Annotated in this window: 17 protein-coding genes, 1 tRNA gene and 1 pseudogene; 10 read left to right on the top strand and 9 right to left on the bottom strand. The window is 63.8% G+C overall.

What is annotated here, in order from left to right; translation table 11 throughout:
- The 3 genes from GA0061098_RS21170 to GA0061098_RS21160 all read right to left on the bottom strand — a co-directional run bounded on the left by GA0061098_RS21170 (position 1) and on the right by GA0061098_RS21160 (position 1,964).
- The gene (locus GA0061098_RS21170; RefSeq protein WP_091960438.1) at positions 1-1,056 is read right to left on the bottom strand and encodes an ImmA/IrrE family metallo-endopeptidase; all 1,056 of its coding nucleotides are present in this window, start codon (positions 1,054-1,056) and stop codon (positions 1-3) included.
- A 10-nt stretch (positions 1,057-1,066) separates the two neighbouring features.
- Positions 1,067-1,708 (bottom strand): hypothetical protein, encoded by a 642-nt coding sequence (locus GA0061098_RS21165; protein ID WP_129590906.1) that lies wholly within the window; start codon positions 1,706-1,708, stop codon positions 1,067-1,069.
- A 179-nt stretch (positions 1,709-1,887) separates the two neighbouring features.
- A tRNA-Pro gene (locus tag GA0061098_RS21160) sits at positions 1,888-1,964 on the bottom strand.
- Between the two features lie 50 nt (positions 1,965-2,014).
- On the opposite strand from GA0061098_RS21160, the gene GA0061098_RS21155 reads away from it, so the two are divergent.
- The 6 genes from GA0061098_RS21155 (at position 2,015) to GA0061098_RS21130 (ending at position 8,033) form a co-directional block, all read left to right on the top strand.
- Complete coding sequence (locus GA0061098_RS21155; protein ID WP_129590905.1) at positions 2,015-3,022, top strand: L-threonylcarbamoyladenylate synthase; 1,008 nt, start codon at positions 2,015-2,017, stop codon at positions 3,020-3,022.
- 79 nt (positions 3,023-3,101) lie between these two features.
- Positions 3,102-4,529, top strand: a complete 1,428-nt coding sequence (locus tag GA0061098_RS21150) for an FAD-binding oxidoreductase (protein WP_091960428.1) — start codon at positions 3,102-3,104, stop codon at positions 4,527-4,529.
- Positions 4,526-4,969 carry a GNAT family acetyltransferase gene (locus GA0061098_RS21145; protein ID WP_091960425.1) on the top strand — a complete coding sequence of 148 codons (444 nt, stop codon included), beginning with the start codon at positions 4,526-4,528 and terminating at the stop codon, positions 4,967-4,969. The genes GA0061098_RS21150 and GA0061098_RS21145 overlap by 4 nt, the downstream gene beginning before the upstream one ends.
- A 10-nt stretch (positions 4,970-4,979) precedes the next feature.
- On the top strand, positions 4,980-5,561 hold the full coding sequence (locus GA0061098_RS21140; RefSeq protein ID WP_091960422.1) for an NUDIX domain-containing protein: 582 nt from the start codon (positions 4,980-4,982) through the stop codon (positions 5,559-5,561).
- A gap of 311 nt (positions 5,562-5,872) precedes the next feature.
- Positions 5,873-6,802 (top strand): glycine reductase, encoded by a 930-nt coding sequence (locus GA0061098_RS21135; protein ID WP_091960419.1) that lies wholly within the window; start codon positions 5,873-5,875, stop codon positions 6,800-6,802.
- Between the two features lie 37 nt (positions 6,803-6,839).
- The gene (locus tag GA0061098_RS21130) at positions 6,840-8,033 is read left to right on the top strand and encodes a CaiB/BaiF CoA transferase family protein (RefSeq protein WP_091960416.1); all 1,194 of its coding nucleotides are present in this window, start codon (positions 6,840-6,842) and stop codon (positions 8,031-8,033) included.
- 21 nt (positions 8,034-8,054) lie between these two features.
- Here the strand turns inward: GA0061098_RS21130 and GA0061098_RS21125 are convergent, their stop codons facing one another.
- Positions 8,055-8,819, bottom strand: coding sequence for an SOS response-associated peptidase (locus GA0061098_RS21125; protein ID WP_091960413.1), 765 nt, complete (start codon positions 8,817-8,819; stop codon positions 8,055-8,057).
- 63 nt (positions 8,820-8,882) lie between these two features.
- Here GA0061098_RS21125 and GA0061098_RS21120 point away from each other — a divergent pair, with 63 nt between their 5' ends.
- The 4 genes from GA0061098_RS21120 (at position 8,883) to GA0061098_RS21105 (ending at position 11,003) form a co-directional block, all read left to right on the top strand.
- Positions 8,883-9,383 carry a hypothetical protein gene (locus GA0061098_RS21120; RefSeq protein ID WP_091960410.1) on the top strand — a complete coding sequence of 167 codons (501 nt, stop codon included), beginning with the start codon at positions 8,883-8,885 and terminating at the stop codon, positions 9,381-9,383.
- 49 nt (positions 9,384-9,432) lie between these two features.
- Positions 9,433-9,867, top strand: coding sequence for an NUDIX hydrolase (locus GA0061098_RS21115; protein ID WP_091960407.1), 435 nt, complete (start codon positions 9,433-9,435; stop codon positions 9,865-9,867).
- Between the two features lie 201 nt (positions 9,868-10,068).
- The gene (locus GA0061098_RS21110) at positions 10,069-10,446 is read left to right on the top strand and encodes a TIGR02301 family protein (RefSeq protein ID WP_091960404.1); all 378 of its coding nucleotides are present in this window, start codon (positions 10,069-10,071) and stop codon (positions 10,444-10,446) included.
- A gap of 290 nt (positions 10,447-10,736) precedes the next feature.
- Complete coding sequence (locus tag GA0061098_RS21105; RefSeq protein ID WP_018323382.1) at positions 10,737-11,003, top strand: hypothetical protein; 267 nt, start codon at positions 10,737-10,739, stop codon at positions 11,001-11,003.
- Between the two features lie 191 nt (positions 11,004-11,194).
- Here the strand turns inward: GA0061098_RS21105 and GA0061098_RS21100 are convergent, their stop codons facing one another.
- From GA0061098_RS21100 to GA0061098_RS43935, 5 genes and pseudogenes are all read right to left on the bottom strand, one after another.
- A complete protein-coding gene (locus GA0061098_RS21100; protein WP_091960401.1) occupies positions 11,195-11,515 on the bottom strand; it encodes a cupredoxin domain-containing protein in 321 nt (106 codons plus the stop codon).
- 10 nt (positions 11,516-11,525) lie between these two features.
- Positions 11,526-12,059, bottom strand: a complete 534-nt coding sequence (locus GA0061098_RS21095) for a DUF4142 domain-containing protein (RefSeq protein ID WP_165637504.1) — start codon at positions 12,057-12,059, stop codon at positions 11,526-11,528.
- Positions 12,060-12,164: 105 nt separating this feature from the next.
- Positions 12,165-12,854: an RNA polymerase sigma factor gene (locus GA0061098_RS21090; protein ID WP_091961106.1), complete on the bottom strand. Its 690-nt coding sequence runs from the start codon at positions 12,852-12,854 to the stop codon at positions 12,165-12,167.
- Between the two features lie 290 nt (positions 12,855-13,144).
- Positions 13,145-14,011, bottom strand: a complete 867-nt coding sequence (locus tag GA0061098_RS21085; protein ID WP_091960395.1) for a sulfurtransferase — start codon at positions 14,009-14,011, stop codon at positions 13,145-13,147.
- 165 nt (positions 14,012-14,176) lie between these two features.
- Positions 14,177-14,310: pseudogene (locus GA0061098_RS43935) on the bottom strand (IS110 family transposase); the annotation flags it as partial.

Genomic DNA, 14,310 nt, shown 5'->3' with positions numbered 1-14,310 from the left:
CTACTTAACCACACGCAGCTCGCGTGAGTTCACAGGCGATGATGCAGGAGCTGCGATGCCGAACAACAGCGAGGACAATTCGCGATCAGGAATCGAAAGCTCCGCAGAGATGTGGCGCAATGTTATGCCATCGCGCCACAGCGCTGTAAGGACCTTAGCCCACACCTGGGAGCTCTCCGGCTCAATACCGTTAGGTTCAATGTGGCGCCCCAGCTTGTTCAATTCGATGTAGTAACTACGATAGTGCCAATCAGAAATAACACCGATCTTGTGCAAGGCATAGTTCAGCGCAGCGACTGAAACACGCCAACGTTTCTTTCCTACGATGAGATCATCGAGACACCGAACGCGCGGAACATGAGCCAGCAGATCGGCTGGCGGCATCAAAAAGGCGGATGCGAAGGCGTTGGCTTCATCCTCAGCACTTTTATGGCCTGATCCAGTATGTCGATGCATCACGAGATGGCCGAGCTCGTGCGCCGCATCGAAGCGGCTGTGCTCGGCCGTCTTGGCGGTGTTTAGAAACACATACGGCTTCTCGTTTCTCCAGAAAGAATAGGCATCTAGATGCCGCGTCTCTTCAGCAAGCGAGAAAACTCGAACTCCGCGCGCCTCGAGTAGATTAATCATGTTCGAGATGGGGCGCTCACCAATGCCCCAAAATGATCGAACGGCGGCAGCAGCTTCACCAGGCGAAGCGTTGTTGACCTGCGGCAGAGAGTGTGCCGGTAGTTCGAACCTGTCACAGATCCAGTCGTCCAGTTCGAATGCCAAAGCTCCCGCCGCAAGCGCAGCGTCCCGTGCGCCGGCCGTCAAAGACCGCAGCGACCTAAAACTGACGCCATCTCGGTTCGGATACTCAAGGCTTCGCTTCAGGAAAAAATCTTCAGGATACCCTGACAGTCGGCAAAGGCGATCTAGCACGGCTTGGCTGAGGTCGCTGCCGTCGTCGAAACGCTGAAGTGTCTTTCTATCGATGCCTAGGGCCTGGGCGAATCCGATTTTCGTCAGTCCGAGCCGAAGCCGAACCAACTCGACCCTTTCCGGGTTCTGCATCTTCTATTTCTTACTTACGCTTGATCTGTATATCGACAATATCGGTAGGAGAGTTGTCATCTTTGCGGCGACCGACTCCGGTGTCATCTTCACCAGACAACAAGATCAATCGCTTGCCGAACTGCGTAAAAAAGTTCCCGTTGAAGCCGACGGGCCATGAAAGCTCTGCGCCAACCGGGTTGACGTTATCAATGAAGGTGCCGAGGACCCACGTCTGATACCCGTCGTTCATTTGCGGATCGACGACTGGAACTTCCAGGCCGGGTAGCCACGCAGTTCGATTACAGAAAGAAGTATGCTTGCTCACTTCTCCTTTCGGGGAGCGATTAGACGGCCGCCCGGTCGGGCTACCAGCAAGTTCATCGAAGTTGCATGGCACTATTCGCAACTTCCGCTTCGGGTGTCGGATAGCGCACTGGTTGTTGCTATCATCCTTGAGCCATCCCCGCGGGAGGTAGTAGTCCCTGAGACCCCGGCCCAACTTGCCATAGACGAGATAGCTGCCGAAGCCCGGCGCGTCGTTCGCCGTGATAAACGATCTTTCATGCGCGGCCAGTTCGATGGCATGGATCAGCCCGGCACGATCCAAATCTAATTTTTCGAGTTCATCATCGACTTGAAACGCGTGCCACACCACGGCCTGATCGGGCATGCAATGAGTCTCCTTTTCCTGCATCAAATGATGCATGAATTTGGGACATCCAGCAACAACAAAGTGCCCCATCCCCTGGTTGAAGACGGACGAGGCGCGCTGACTGGAAAGATCGAGGCCAAAACGTTGCGCATTTCATTGCGGAAATGCCTGACCAAAAATATAAGTGCTTGAAATAATGGTCGGAGTGGCAGGATTCGAACCTGCGACCCCTGCGTCCCGAACGCAGTGCTCTACCGGGCTGAGCCACACTCCGACAAGAAGGCGGCTTATAGCGTCGGGTTTGGCGCACCGCAAGCGGCCGGCATGAGGAATTTTGTCCCTGTGAAAACGGGTCTTGAAACGCTGATTTTATCGGCCGGCGCGGCCGGTGCCGAGGCTGCGGCCCGCACGCTGGCCGCCGGCGGGCTGGTCGCATTTCCGACCGAGACCGTCTACGGGCTCGGGGCGGATGCGGCCAATGCCGCCGCGATCGCCCATCTCTACGCCGCCAAGGGGCGGCCGGCGTTCAATCCGCTGATCGCCCATGTCCCGGACATTGCCGCCGCGCGACGGATCGGCCGGTTCGACGCGCGCGCCCTGAAGCTCGCGGAAGCCTTCTGGCCGGGACCGCTGACGCTGGTGGTGCCGAAGACGGAGGGCTGCCCGGTGGCGGATCTCGCCACCGCGGGCCTCGACACGGTCGCGATTCGCATTCCCGCGCACCCGGTGGCGGAAGCGATCCTCCGCGCCTTCGGCGGCGCCGTGGTGGCGCCGTCCGCCAACATCTCCGGCCATGTCTCGCCGACGCTGGCGGCCCATGTCGAGAGCGACCTTGCAGGGCGGATCGACCTGATCGTCGACGGCGGGCCTGTTACGGTCGGAGTGGAATCGACCATTGTCGGCTGCCTCGATGCGCCGATGCTGCTGCGGCCCGGTGGGTTGTCGCGCGAGCGGATCGAGGCGGTGCTGGGCGCGCCGCTGGCGCGGCCGCCTGTGGAGGCCGAGAGCGACGATAGCCAGCCGCTGGCGCCGGGCATGCTGGCCTCGCATTACGCGCCGCGCGCCCGTGTGCGGCTCAATGCGCGTGACGTTGCACTGGATGAAGCGCTGCTGGCGTTTGGCTCTGAGCGCCTGCCTGGCGTCGATGCGGCCGTCGCTGTCATGAATTTGTCGCCCACCGGTGATCTCGATGAAGCCGCCGCCAATCTGTTCGGCTATCTTCGCAGCCTCGATGCGAGGAGCCCGCAGGGAATCGCGGTGATGGCGATTCCTGAAGACGGCCTGGGCGAAGCGATCAACGACCGGCTGCGCCGGGCTGCCGTGGCAAGATAGCGCATGATCCGGAAAAGTGCACAGCGGTTTTCCGATAAGATCATGCGCAAGAGATAAGAGTGGAAGTAGAGACGAGACAATGAATATCAATAAGCCTGCGATCCCTCCACTTGCGCCCGAGCTGATCGACCAATTCCGCAAGATCGTCGGCGAGCGCCATGCGATCACCGATGCGAATGACATCGAGCCTTACGTCACCGAGGAGCGCAATCTGTTCCACGGCCGCTCGCCGCTGGTGCTGCGTCCGGGCTCGACGGCGGAGGTTTCCGAAATCTGCAAGCTCGCCTCCGCGCATAAAATCGCGCTGGTGCCGCAGGGCGGCAACACCGGGCTCGTCGGCGGGCAGACGCCGCATAATGGCGAGGTGGTGGTGTCGCTGCGGCGGCTCGATAAGATCCGCGAAGTCGACACCGCCTCCAACACCATGACCTGCGAGGCCGGCGTGGTGCTGCAGATCGCGCAAGCGAAGGCGGCTGAGGTGGACCGGCTGTTTCCGCTCTCGCTCGGCGCGGAAGGAAGCTGCACCATCGGCGGCAATCTCTCGACCAATGCCGGCGGCACCGCCGCGCTCGCCTATGGCGTCGCGCGCGAGATGGCGCTGGGGCTCGAAGTCGTGCTCGCCGACGGGCGCGTACTCAACGTGCTGTCGAAGCTGAAGAAGGACAACACCGGCTACAATCTGCACAACCTCTTCATCGGCGCCGAAGGCACGCTCGGCATCATCACGGCGGCGACCCTAAAACTGTTTCCGAAGCCGCGGGCGATCGAGACCGCCTATGTCGGGCTGAAATCGCCGTCGGCGGCCTTGAAGCTGCTGACGATCGGGCAGAGCGAGGCCGCCAATGCGCTGACGAGCTTTGAGCTATTGTCGGAGATGGCGGTCGATTTCTCGGTGCGGCACGGCATCGACGTGCGCGATCCGCTCGCCGAGAAGCATCCCTGGTACGTGCTGATGGAATTGTCGTCCCCTGGCGACGACGCCCGTACGCCGCTGGAGACGATCCTCGCCCGCGCCATGGAGGAGGAGATCGTCGACGACGCCGTGATCGCGGCCAACCTTACCCAGCGCAACGGCTTCTGGAAGCTGCGCGAGGAGATGTCGTCGGCGCAGAAGCCGGAGGGCGGCTCGATCAAGCACGACATCTCGGTGCCGATCGCTGCGGTGCCTGAATTCATCGAGGAAGCCAACGCCGCCGTGGTGAAGCTGATCCCGGGCGCGCGGCCGGTGCCGTTCGGCCATCTCGGCGACGGCAATCTGCATTACAATGTCAGCCAACCGATCGGGGCCGACACCGCGGATTTTCTGGCGCGCTGGCACGACGTGAATGCCGTCGTGTTCGAGATCGTGCTGCGCATGGGCGGATCGATCTCGGCCGAGCACGGCATCGGCGTGCTCAAGCGCGACGAACTGCCCGACGTCAAGGACAAGACCGCGATCGAGCTGATGCGCGCGATCAAGGCGATGCTCGATCCGCTCGGCATCATGAATCCGGGGAAGGTGCTGTGAGCGCTCTTGCGATCGACGCCATCGGGGATGCCGATGTCGAAGAGGTCGTCGCGCTGTGGCAGCGCTGCGGCCTGACGCGGCCCTGGAACGACCCGCACGCCGACATCGCGCTGGCGCGGCGGCGCGATAACTCGACCGTGCTGGTCGGCCGCGATGGCGGCGCGATCGTTGCGACCGTCATGCTCGGCCATGACGGCCACCGCGGCTGGGTCTATTACGTCGCGGTCGACCCCGACGGCCGCAAGCGCGGCCATGGCCGCGTCATGATGGCCGCGGCCGAGGACTGGCTGCGCGCGGCCGGAATTTCGAAGCTGCAGCTCCTCGTCCGCCGCGAGAACGCACAGGCCAATGCGTTCTACGGCTCGCTGGGCTTCGAGCTATCAACGTCCGTGATGTTCCAGAAGTGGCTCGACGGCCGCGCGACCACGCCAAGCAACTGAGATCAAGCAAATGACAATTTCCGACCGCGTCCGCATCAAGGACGTCCGCGTGCTCTCGGACGGCTGGACCACGCTGAAGAACACCACGTTCGAGTATCGGCGCGCCAGTGGCGAGTGGCAGATGCAGCACCGCGAGACCTATGAGCGCGACAACGCCGCCGCCGTGCTGCCGTATAATCGCGCTGGGCGTACCGTGATCCTGGTGCGGCAGTTTCGCCTGCCGGCCTTCATCCGCGGCTACGACGATCTCCTGATCGAAGCCGCCGCCGGCGTGCTTGACAACGCCGAGCCCGAAGAGCGCATCCGCGCCGAGGCCGAGGAGGAGACCGGCTACCGCCTCCACCACGTCCACAAGGTGTTCGAGGCGTTCATGAGCCCCGGCGCCATCACCGAAAAACTGCATTTCTTCGTCGCCGAATACGAGCCTTCGATGCGCGTCAGCGACGGCGGCGGCCTCGAGCACGAGGGCGAGGACATCGAGGTGCTGGAGCTTTCGATCGACGAGGCGCTGGCGATGATCGCCGACGGCCGCATCATCGACGCCAAGGCGATCATGCTGCTGCAATATGTGGCGCTGCACGTGTTCAGGTGAGCTTGCTTACCCTCCCCTGGAGGGTCCGGGACGAGCGTAGCTCGCCCGTGGGTCGGCTCACATTGTTTGCAGCGAAATGTGAGACGGGGTGGGGTGACAGTCGCTCCACTGATGCGGTGCCTGCGTGGAGAGATCACCCCACCCCGCTCGCGCTGTGCGCGATCGACCTCCCCCTCCAGGGGAGGGTAAGAGGCACCGTCCGCCGCGCACCATCGTCATCTGCAATTCAGGCCTGCATCTCCCCTCCCCCCCGTTGAGCAACCCCAAAACTATCTCTAGTCTGTCGCCAACCAAGAACCAGGAGACGCGCCATGTCCACGCCGCGCGACGACGAATTCGGCTTTGCGCCCGACTACGACTCCCCCGTCCCGTACATGCAGCGCACCCGCGACTATTACGCGGCGATCGGCTACACCACCGCGTATCGCTGGGCGCATTACACCGAAGCGCCGTTCCAGCCGCTGAAGAAGCCGCTGGCAAAGTCGCGCGTGACCATCATCACGACCGCTGCGCCGTACGATCCCAGCAAGGGCGATCAGGGGCCGGGCGCGGCGTATAATGGCGGCGCAAAGTTCTACCAGGTCTATGACGGCGACACGTCGAAAGAGCACGATCTGCGCATCTCGCATATCGGCTACGACCGCAAGCACACCTCGGCGACCGACAACGGCACCTGGTTTCCGCTGCCGCAGCTCTTGAAGGCGTCCGCCGCAGGCCGCATCGGCGAGGTCGCCCCGCGCTTCTTCGGCGCGCCGACCAATCGCAGCCACCGCGTCACGCTGGACACCGACGCGCCGGACATTCTGGCGCGCTGCCTTGCGGACAAGGTTGACGTCGCGGTGCTGGTGCCGAACTGCCCGGTCTGCCACCAGACCACCGCGCTGGTGGCGCGGCACCTGGAGCAAAACGGCATCCCGACCGTGATCATGGGCTGCGCCAAGGACATCATCGAGCACGCCGCCGTGCCGCGCTTCCTGTTCTCCGACTTCCCGCTCGGCAATTCCGCCGGCAAGCCGTACGACGTCGCCTCGCAGGCGCAGACGCTCGAGCTGGCGCTCAAGCTGCTGGAGAGCGCAAGCGGTCCGCAGACCACGATGCAGTCACCACTGCGCTGGAGCGAGGACGCCTCCTGGAAGCTCGACTACAACAACGTCGCACAGCTTTCGCCGGAAGAGCTGGCGCGCCGCCGCGCCGAATTCGACAAGCAGAAGGAGATCGCGCGCGGCAATCGCGCCGCCTGACGTCCTCCGATAACGATAATCAAAAGGGGAGAGCGACGTGACGCGACCGTTCGAGAGCGTGAAGATCCTGGACTTCACCCAGGTGCTGGCCGGCCCCTATGCGAGCTACCAGCTCGCGCTGCTGGGGGCTGACGTCATCAAGGTCGAGCGGCGCGAGGGCGAGGACATGCGCCGCACGCCGCTCAGCCGCGAATGGGCCGACCGCGGCCTCGCGCCGGCGTTCCAGGCCGTCAACGGCAACAAGCGCAGCCTGACGCTCGATCTGCAGAAGCCGGAGGCGATCGCGATCGTGAAGAAGCTCGCGAGCCAGGTCGACGTCGTCATGGAGAATTTCCGTCCCGGCGTGATGGACAAGCTCGGCATCGGCTACGAGGCGCTCTCGGCGATCAATCCAAAACTGATCTATTGCGCGGTCTCGGGCTTCGGCCAGACCGGCCCGGATCGCTTGCGGCCCGGCTATGACGGCAAGATGCAGGCGCTGTCCGGCATCATGGCGATCACCGGCCATCCCGAGACGGGGCCGACGCGCGCGGGCTTCGCAGTGTGCGACGTGCTGTCGGGCGCCACGGCCGCGTTCGGCGTGTCGAGCGCGCTGTATCAGCGCGACCGCACCGGCAAGGGGCAGTTGATCGATGTCTCCATGCTGGAGGCGACGATGGCGTTTCTGTCGGGACAGATCGCGGACTGGTCGGTCGCCGGCCATCGCCAAACACTCTCGGGCAACCAAGCCGTGAGCCGCAGGACGACGGCGAATTTGTTCAAGTGTGGCGACGGCCACATTCTGCTCGCCGTCAACAACGAGAAGCAGTACCGCGCGCTGATGAGCGCGCTCGGCCGCGAGGACACGCTGTCAGATCCGCGCTTTGCCGACTGGTTTTCCCGCAACGAGAACGAACCCGCGCTGCGTGCCATCATCGAAGCGGCGCTCGCGGCCAAACCGGCGCGCGAATGGGAGACGATCCTGGAAGACGCCGGCGCGCCCTGCGCCAGCATCTGGAAGGTCGAGGAAGTGATCGACCATCCGCAAATCAAAGCGCGCGGCGCGATTCAGCAGCTGGATACGCAATACGGCCGCCTTCGCTTTGCCGGCAGCGGCTTCAAGCTCGCCCATGGCGGCGGCAGGCTGGACCGGATGGCGCCGGAGCTCGGCGCGGATACCGATGCGGTGCTGGGCGAGCTGGGGTTTGATGCGGCGGAGATCGCGGCGCTGAGGGCACGGGAGATTGTTTAAGACTCCGCTGCCGTAGGGTGGCTAGAACAACGAGCCCTGCCCGTCATCCGATGATCTGCCTACAATCTTCCGCGCCGCTTTCTTTGGTTTCGCCGCTTCTGCTTCCGCCGCCATCTCCTCCGCGCTGATCGGCAGCAGCAACTGATCGTCATCATTGGCGACGCGGTTGACGCGGGTGGAGACCGGGTGCCAGGCAAACTCGCCGATGCGTGGTGCCGTCATCAACGGCAGGATCGCATCAACCTCGTCGCCCCTGATGTCAAGCCAGCGCTCGAAATCGCGCTCGCTGATGGTGACGGGCACGCGGTCATGCAGGGCGGCGAGATCCTCGCCCGCCGCGGCCGTGACGATCGCGACCGTGTCGAGCTCCTCGCCGTTCGGCCCGGCCCAGGTCTCGAACAATGCGGCAAAGCCGAGCGGCGCACCGTCGGCGCGGTGGATGAAGAAAGGCTGCTTGCGGCCATCCTCCACCTTCCATTCATAATAGCCATCGGCCGGGATCAGGCCGCGCCGCCGGCGGATCGCGCGTTTGAAGGCGGGCTTCTCCAGCACCGTCTCGGAGCGCGCATTGATCAGGAGTGTAAAGCCCTTGGGGTCCTTGACCCAGCCCGGCAACAGGCCCCAGCGCATCAGGCGAAAATGCCGCGCGCCGTTCTCGGCCAGAACGACCGGAATCGGTTGTGTCGGGGCGACATTGTACCGGGGCGGGAAATTGGGCTGCTCGACATAGCCGAACAGTTGCCGCAAAGCCGCGGGGGCCGAAGTTATGACGAAGCGTCCACACATCCCAGGGTGTCTATATAGGGTCCGTTCAGGTCCTTTTAACCCCGAACGTTAACACTGCGGCAGATGAGCTCAACGGCCTCACAACCCGCGCGGACGCATGTACAGACGGGCCCCGAGGCCGCCGCCTGGGCCGAGCGGCTGCGCGTGGCCAATATCAACCCGCGGACCGGGCTTGCCACCGACTATCTCAACCATTTCAATGAAGCCGTGATGCTGCTGGAAATGGTCCCGGACATGCCGGAATGCGCGGAAGATTTCTTGACCTGGTCGCCGCTGTCCTATGCCGAGCATTTCACGGCATCGAACTTCAAGGCGCGGGACCTGGCCATCGAGGCCTATGAGAAGGCCAACCCCAACGTGCGCGCTCAGTTCGACCACATCACCGATACCATGACCTCGATCCTGACCGCGGTCGGCTCGGCCATGCGCGAGGTCGAGAAGGACTCGACCCGCGTCCGCCTCGCCGAGCAGGCCACGCTCTGGGTCAAGCCGCTGATCGCCGCCTGCGGCGGCATCATCAATGGCGGGGCGGAGGCCGACGTCGACACCATCATGGCGAACTGAGCCAGGTCCTTCAAGAATGAGGTCCTTTAAGAATCAGGTCCTTTAAGAAATGGCTTCGGTTATCCAGCCCACCCATCCTCAGCTCGCCGTCAGCGCCGCGATTTTCCGCGACGGCAAGGTGCTGCTGACCCGCCGCGCCCGTTCGCCCGCCAAGGGCTTCTATTCGCTGCCGGGCGGCCGGGTCGAATTCGGCGAATCGCTGCACCAGGCCCTGAGCCGCGAAGTCGACGAGGAGACCGGGCTCGACATCGCGATCGTCGGCCTCGCCGGCTGGCGCGAGGTGCTGCCGGCGACGGCTGGCGCCGGCCACTATCTGATCATGTCGTTTGCCGCCCGCTGGGTGGCCCGGGAGCCGGTCCTGAACGACGAGCTCGACGACTACCGCTGGATCGCCCCCGACGCTCTGGCGGGCCTTGGAGACCTCAAGCTGACCGGCGGGCTGGACGAGGTCATTCAGTCCGCTGCGCGGCTGATTGGAGCCTAGCTGGCGCCGCGAGCTCGACCTCTCCCGCGTGCGGGAGAGGTCGGATCGCGAAGGCGATCCGGGTGAGGGCTTTCTCCTCTTGGGGGTTCTCGCGAGCCGAACCACCCTCTCCCCAACCCTCCCCCGCGGGCGGGGGAGGGAGCGCACCGCCCGTGTGGCTCACCTTGCTTCCCCGGCCCTGACGGGGCATACACCCCGCCGATGTCGACGCGATTTCTGGCCATTTTTGCCCTGATTCTCGCCTGCGCCTCCGGACCCGCGAGGGCTCAGGACGTGGCGGCGCCGTTTGACGGCGATTTGCAGCGGCTGGCGGAGATCCTCGGCGGCCTGCACTATCTGCGCGGCATCTGCGGGTCCAACGAGGGCAACAAATGGCGCAACGAGATGCAGGCGCTGATCGATGCCGAAACTCCCTCCGGGGAGCGCCGCACCCGCATGATCGCCGGCTTCAACCGCGGCTATAACGGCTTTCAGCAGACCTACCGGAGCTGCACGCCCGCCGCCACCGTTGCGATCCGCCGCTACATCGAAGAGGGCTCGAAGATCTCGCGGGATCTCACGGCGCGCTACGCGAACTGAACTCTCTCCGTCATTCCGGGGCGCGACGAAGTCGCGAGCCCGGAATCCATCTGGCGCCAGAGTTGGTGGTGCGATGGATTCTCAGGTGCGCAATTGCGCACCGCAGTTCGCGCCACGCGCGCCCCGGAATGACGAGGCAGGTTGATGCGAGGCGCACGGAACCTTGTCATCGACTTTGTTCACAGCCGTTAACCGTTCCTAAAGATGTGGCCTAGCGGTCGTTAATGCGCGTGCTACACCTCTCGCACAGCGCATCGCCGTGGATCGCGCCCCAGCCCTGATCGAGTTTCATGAGCCAGCCGATTTCCTATGCCCCCGACCGCGCGCCGCTGCCCGATCACGAGCAGAAGCAGGCCGCACTGAGCTATCTCAACGAGGCCTGGGCCGAAGCGCGCCATGAGGGCGTCGACGGCGACTGCCTGGCGCAGGCGAGCTTGTTTGCGGCCTTCGCCGAACTCGTCGGGACCTATGGCGAGGACGCGGTCGCCAAGTTCGTCGAGGGTTTTCCGGGTCGCATCCGCAACGGCGAGTTCTCGGTCACGCTCGCAAGGCAGTAAGCTTTCCGCGAAAATGACCCCGCCACGCGGGCGGGGCCAGTCAACGGATGAATGACTTTGCGAACGGATTGGCGAAAGCCTTCGCGAAGTCTGCCGTGTTTATCGCACGGAAGCCGCTTGCCGCGGACAAGCATTAGTCTCGCGGCGGCCGGGAGATATTCCCGCGGCGATCAGGAACGTGCTCCCTCCCCTCACGGCTCGACCTTGAGAGTCGCTTTCATGTTGGGATGATAGCGGCAGTAATAGTCGATCGCTCCCGCCTTCTTCAGAACCGATGTCGCCGACTTCTTCGGCGGCAATGTCACGTCGAAATCGCCATTCTTCGCCGTGGCGGTGTGGGCGAAGACGTCCTTGTTGATCCAATTGATGGTGTCGCCGACCTTGGCCGTCACATCGGCCGGAGATATCTCGAGATTCTCCATCGTGATCTCGATGGTCGCGGCGTGCGCCGGGGTGACCATCGCCGCAAGGACAAGTGCTATGGCGATCGAAGCCAGTCGCTCCGGCATCATTGCCCTCCCCCTATTTCAGCTCGGCCGCGACGTGCTCGGCGTGCTGCTGATGTCCCTGGAAGATCTTCAGGCCTGTTTGCAGCAGGCTTTTCAGCTCGGCATTGCTGGCGGACGGAATGAGTTGGGTCTCCAGCGCGCCGTTGACCGCCTTGTGGTAGGCGACCTCGTTGGCGACATAGGCCTTGTCGAAGGCGGCGCCGTCCAGCTTGTCGAGCTCGGCCAGCTTGTCGCTCGCCTGCTTCGACAGCGCCTTGCTGGTGTCGTTGTCCTCCGGCGTGACGTTCAATTTCTTGACCAGCGCCAGCGCCTGCTTGTTGACCGCCTCGTGGTCGCGCAGCATGTCCTCGGCAAACGCCTTGACGTCCTTGCTCTTCGCCCTCTTCTGCGCCTGCTTGGCGGCGTTGATGTCGATCACGCCGGCGGTGTAGGCGATATGGGCGATCTGGGGATCGGTGGGCTTGTCGGCTGCGCTGGCGCCTTCCAGCAGCGCGGGGCTCGACAACAGAATTGCCGCGGCGACCGCCGCGCTCCATCGGGTGAACATGGCTCGATACTCCTGTGGTGCCGGACGTTCGCCGGCGCGTTGCTTCACAGGGATTGGATGGGAGTATAGCGCGAACGTTCCCGAAAAATTACGCGCCGACGCCAATCAACCTATGCCAAGGCGCCTGAGCACGGCCTCCGTCAGGCGCTCGCAGCGCTGTCCGGCGAACGGAAACGCGTCCATCACGACGGGGCCGATCTTCTTCTCGACGTTCTCGCGCAGCAGGGTGCGCGCACGGTGCAGCCGCGTCTTGACGGTCTCGGGCTTGATGCCGAGCAGCTCGGCCGTCTCCTCCATGCTCATGGCCTCCATCACCCGCGCGATGAAGACCATGCGGTAGACGTCGGGCAATTCATCGACCGCGTGTTCGACGACGCGCTGGATCTCGCATTGGGCCATGGATTTTTCCGGATCGGTTGCGGCGGACGAAAGGGGAAACTGGATGATCTGTGCTTCCAGCGTTGCCTCCGGGACCGATCCCAGCTCGACCAGCGGCTTCCGACTGCGCAAGCGTCCGAGCGCCTCGTTGATCGCAATGCGCGACAACCAGGTCGACAGCGCGGCTTCGCCCAGAAAGCCATCGAGATGCGTGAAGGCGCGGACGTAGGTTTCCTGCACCACGTCCTCGGCCTCGCTGTCGCTGCGCAGGATGCCGCGGGCGAGGCGATAGAGCCTGCGGTTGTTGGCCTGCATGATCTCGCGGAGCGCAGCCTCGTCACGGCGCCGCGCGCGCTCGATCAGCTCGGATTCCGACGTCCTGAGGCCGGCGGACAGCCCGGCTGTGGTCCCTGGCATGGCGGGTACCTCGATCTCCATTGGTTCCGGACATTGGATGCAGGCTCAGAGGAAAGGTTCCCCAGATTTCTTGCCCCGGATCTTACCCTCCCCTGAAGGGCAGGTAACCACACTTGAAGCTTCACAAGAGGTCGTCATGCCCGGGCTTGTCCCGGGCATCCACGTTCTGTGCTGCGTGGCAAGGCGTGGATGGCCGGGACAAGCCCGGCCATGACGACGTGGAGAATATCGTGGCCAAAAGAGCACTGCCCGTACGCGACAGCTCTCCTCTGAAGGGGAGCTGGGCAAACCTAATCCGTCTCGATCGGCAGCGCCGGATCCCTCGCCCATTCGCCCATCGAGGCGTCGTAGAGCGTCAGTCTGTCGTAGCCGAGCTGCGTCAGCAGGAACAGGTCGATCGTCGCCGAGATGCCGCCGCCGCAATAGAGAATCACGCTCTTGTCTCGCGTGACACCCTCCGCCGCGAATTTCGCTTCGGCGTCCGCAAGGCCGGTCAGCGTCTTGTCGGCGTTCACGAGCGTTGCGGCTGATACGTTGACGCTGCCGGGAACGCGGCCCGGCCGGCCGTAGCGGCTCGGCTCGAGGCCGCGATGAAACTGCGGCCCGAGCGCGTTGACGATGACCGTCGAGGGATCGCTGATCCGCGCCTTCACGGTGGTCTTGTCGACGAAGAAGCCCGCGCGCGGCGCGGCCTTGAAGGTCGTGGCGGGATATCCCTTCGGTGCGCCTGTTGCGACCGGCCGCGCCTCTTCCTTCCATTTGTCGAGACCGCCGTCGAGCACTTGGGCATCGACGCCGAGCGAGCGCAGCATCCACCAGAACCGCGTCGCCCACATCATCGTGCCGATGCTGTAGAGCACGATGGTCTTGCTCGCGTCGAGGCCGTGGCGGCCGAAGGCGGCTTCCAATTGGGCGACATCAGGCATCATGAAGAACTGCTGCGACGAGGTGTCGGAGAATTCGCCCTGCAGGTCGAGGAAATCAGCGCCGGGAATGTGGCCGGCGGCGAACGTCTTGTCGCCGGGGACTGCGCGATACGGTACCTCACTGCCTGATGGCACCGGCTCGTTGTAGGTCGTGCAGTCGTAGAGACGCAGGTTGGGATCGCCCAGGATGGCGGCGAGCTGCTCGGTGGTGATGAGGGCACTCTGGCTCATTGGATAGTCTCCCATCATACGCACACTATCCCCGTCACCCTGAGGTGCCGGAGCGTAGCGGAGGCCTCGAAGGGCACGGCCACCAGCAGGGCCGCTCATCCTTCGAGGCCTGCCATGCAATGCAGGAGCATTGCATGGCGCGCACCTCAGCGACTGTGTTCTTTGTCAAGCGGGTTGCCATGGTTTTCGATCCCTGAGCATGGCGTTGAGGATGGTGATGAGCTTGCGGGCCACGGCGATGAGGGCGACCATTTTCGGCTTACCGGCGCTGACGAGGTGACGATAGAAGAGCTTGAGCT

The sequence above is a fragment of the Bradyrhizobium shewense genome (genome assembly GCF_900094605.1).
GTDB lineage: Bacteria > Pseudomonadota > Alphaproteobacteria > Rhizobiales > Xanthobacteraceae > Bradyrhizobium > Bradyrhizobium shewense.
The sequence above is the reverse complement of the archived record's forward strand: the minus strand, read 5'-3'. Positions and strand labels throughout refer to the sequence as shown.

Bases quoted from the DNA above. Each gene is read 5' to 3' on its own strand.
- GA0061098_RS21170 (WP_091960438.1), bottom strand. From the start codon at position 1,056: ATGCAGAACCCGGAAAGGGTCGAGTTGGTTCGGCTTCGGCTCGGACTG.
- GA0061098_RS21165 (WP_129590906.1), bottom strand. From the start codon at position 1,708: ATGCCCGATCAGGCCGTGGTGTGGCACGCGTTTCAAGTCGATGATGAA.
- GA0061098_RS21155 (WP_129590905.1), top strand. From the start codon at position 2,015: ATGAGGAATTTTGTCCCTGTGAAAACGGGTCTTGAAACGCTGATTTTA.
- GA0061098_RS21150 (WP_091960428.1), top strand. From the start codon at position 3,102: ATGAATATCAATAAGCCTGCGATCCCTCCACTTGCGCCCGAGCTGATC.
- GA0061098_RS21140 (WP_091960422.1), top strand. From the start codon at position 4,980: ATGACAATTTCCGACCGCGTCCGCATCAAGGACGTCCGCGTGCTCTCG.
- GA0061098_RS21135 (WP_091960419.1), top strand. From the start codon at position 5,873: ATGTCCACGCCGCGCGACGACGAATTCGGCTTTGCGCCCGACTACGAC.
- GA0061098_RS21125 (WP_091960413.1), bottom strand. From the start codon at position 8,819: ATGTGTGGACGCTTCGTCATAACTTCGGCCCCCGCGGCTTTGCGGCAA.
- GA0061098_RS21120 (WP_091960410.1), top strand. From the start codon at position 8,883: ATGAGCTCAACGGCCTCACAACCCGCGCGGACGCATGTACAGACGGGC.
- GA0061098_RS21115 (WP_091960407.1), top strand. From the start codon at position 9,433: ATGGCTTCGGTTATCCAGCCCACCCATCCTCAGCTCGCCGTCAGCGCC.
- GA0061098_RS21110 (WP_091960404.1), top strand. From the start codon at position 10,069: ATGTCGACGCGATTTCTGGCCATTTTTGCCCTGATTCTCGCCTGCGCC.
- GA0061098_RS21105 (WP_018323382.1), top strand. From the start codon at position 10,737: ATGAGCCAGCCGATTTCCTATGCCCCCGACCGCGCGCCGCTGCCCGAT.
- GA0061098_RS21100 (WP_091960401.1), bottom strand. From the start codon at position 11,515: ATGATGCCGGAGCGACTGGCTTCGATCGCCATAGCACTTGTCCTTGCG.
- GA0061098_RS21095 (WP_165637504.1), bottom strand. From the start codon at position 12,059: ATGTTCACCCGATGGAGCGCGGCGGTCGCCGCGGCAATTCTGTTGTCG.
- GA0061098_RS21090 (WP_091961106.1), bottom strand. From the start codon at position 12,854: ATGCCAGGGACCACAGCCGGGCTGTCCGCCGGCCTCAGGACGTCGGAA.
- GA0061098_RS21085 (WP_091960395.1), bottom strand. From the start codon at position 14,011: ATGAGCCAGAGTGCCCTCATCACCACCGAGCAGCTCGCCGCCATCCTG.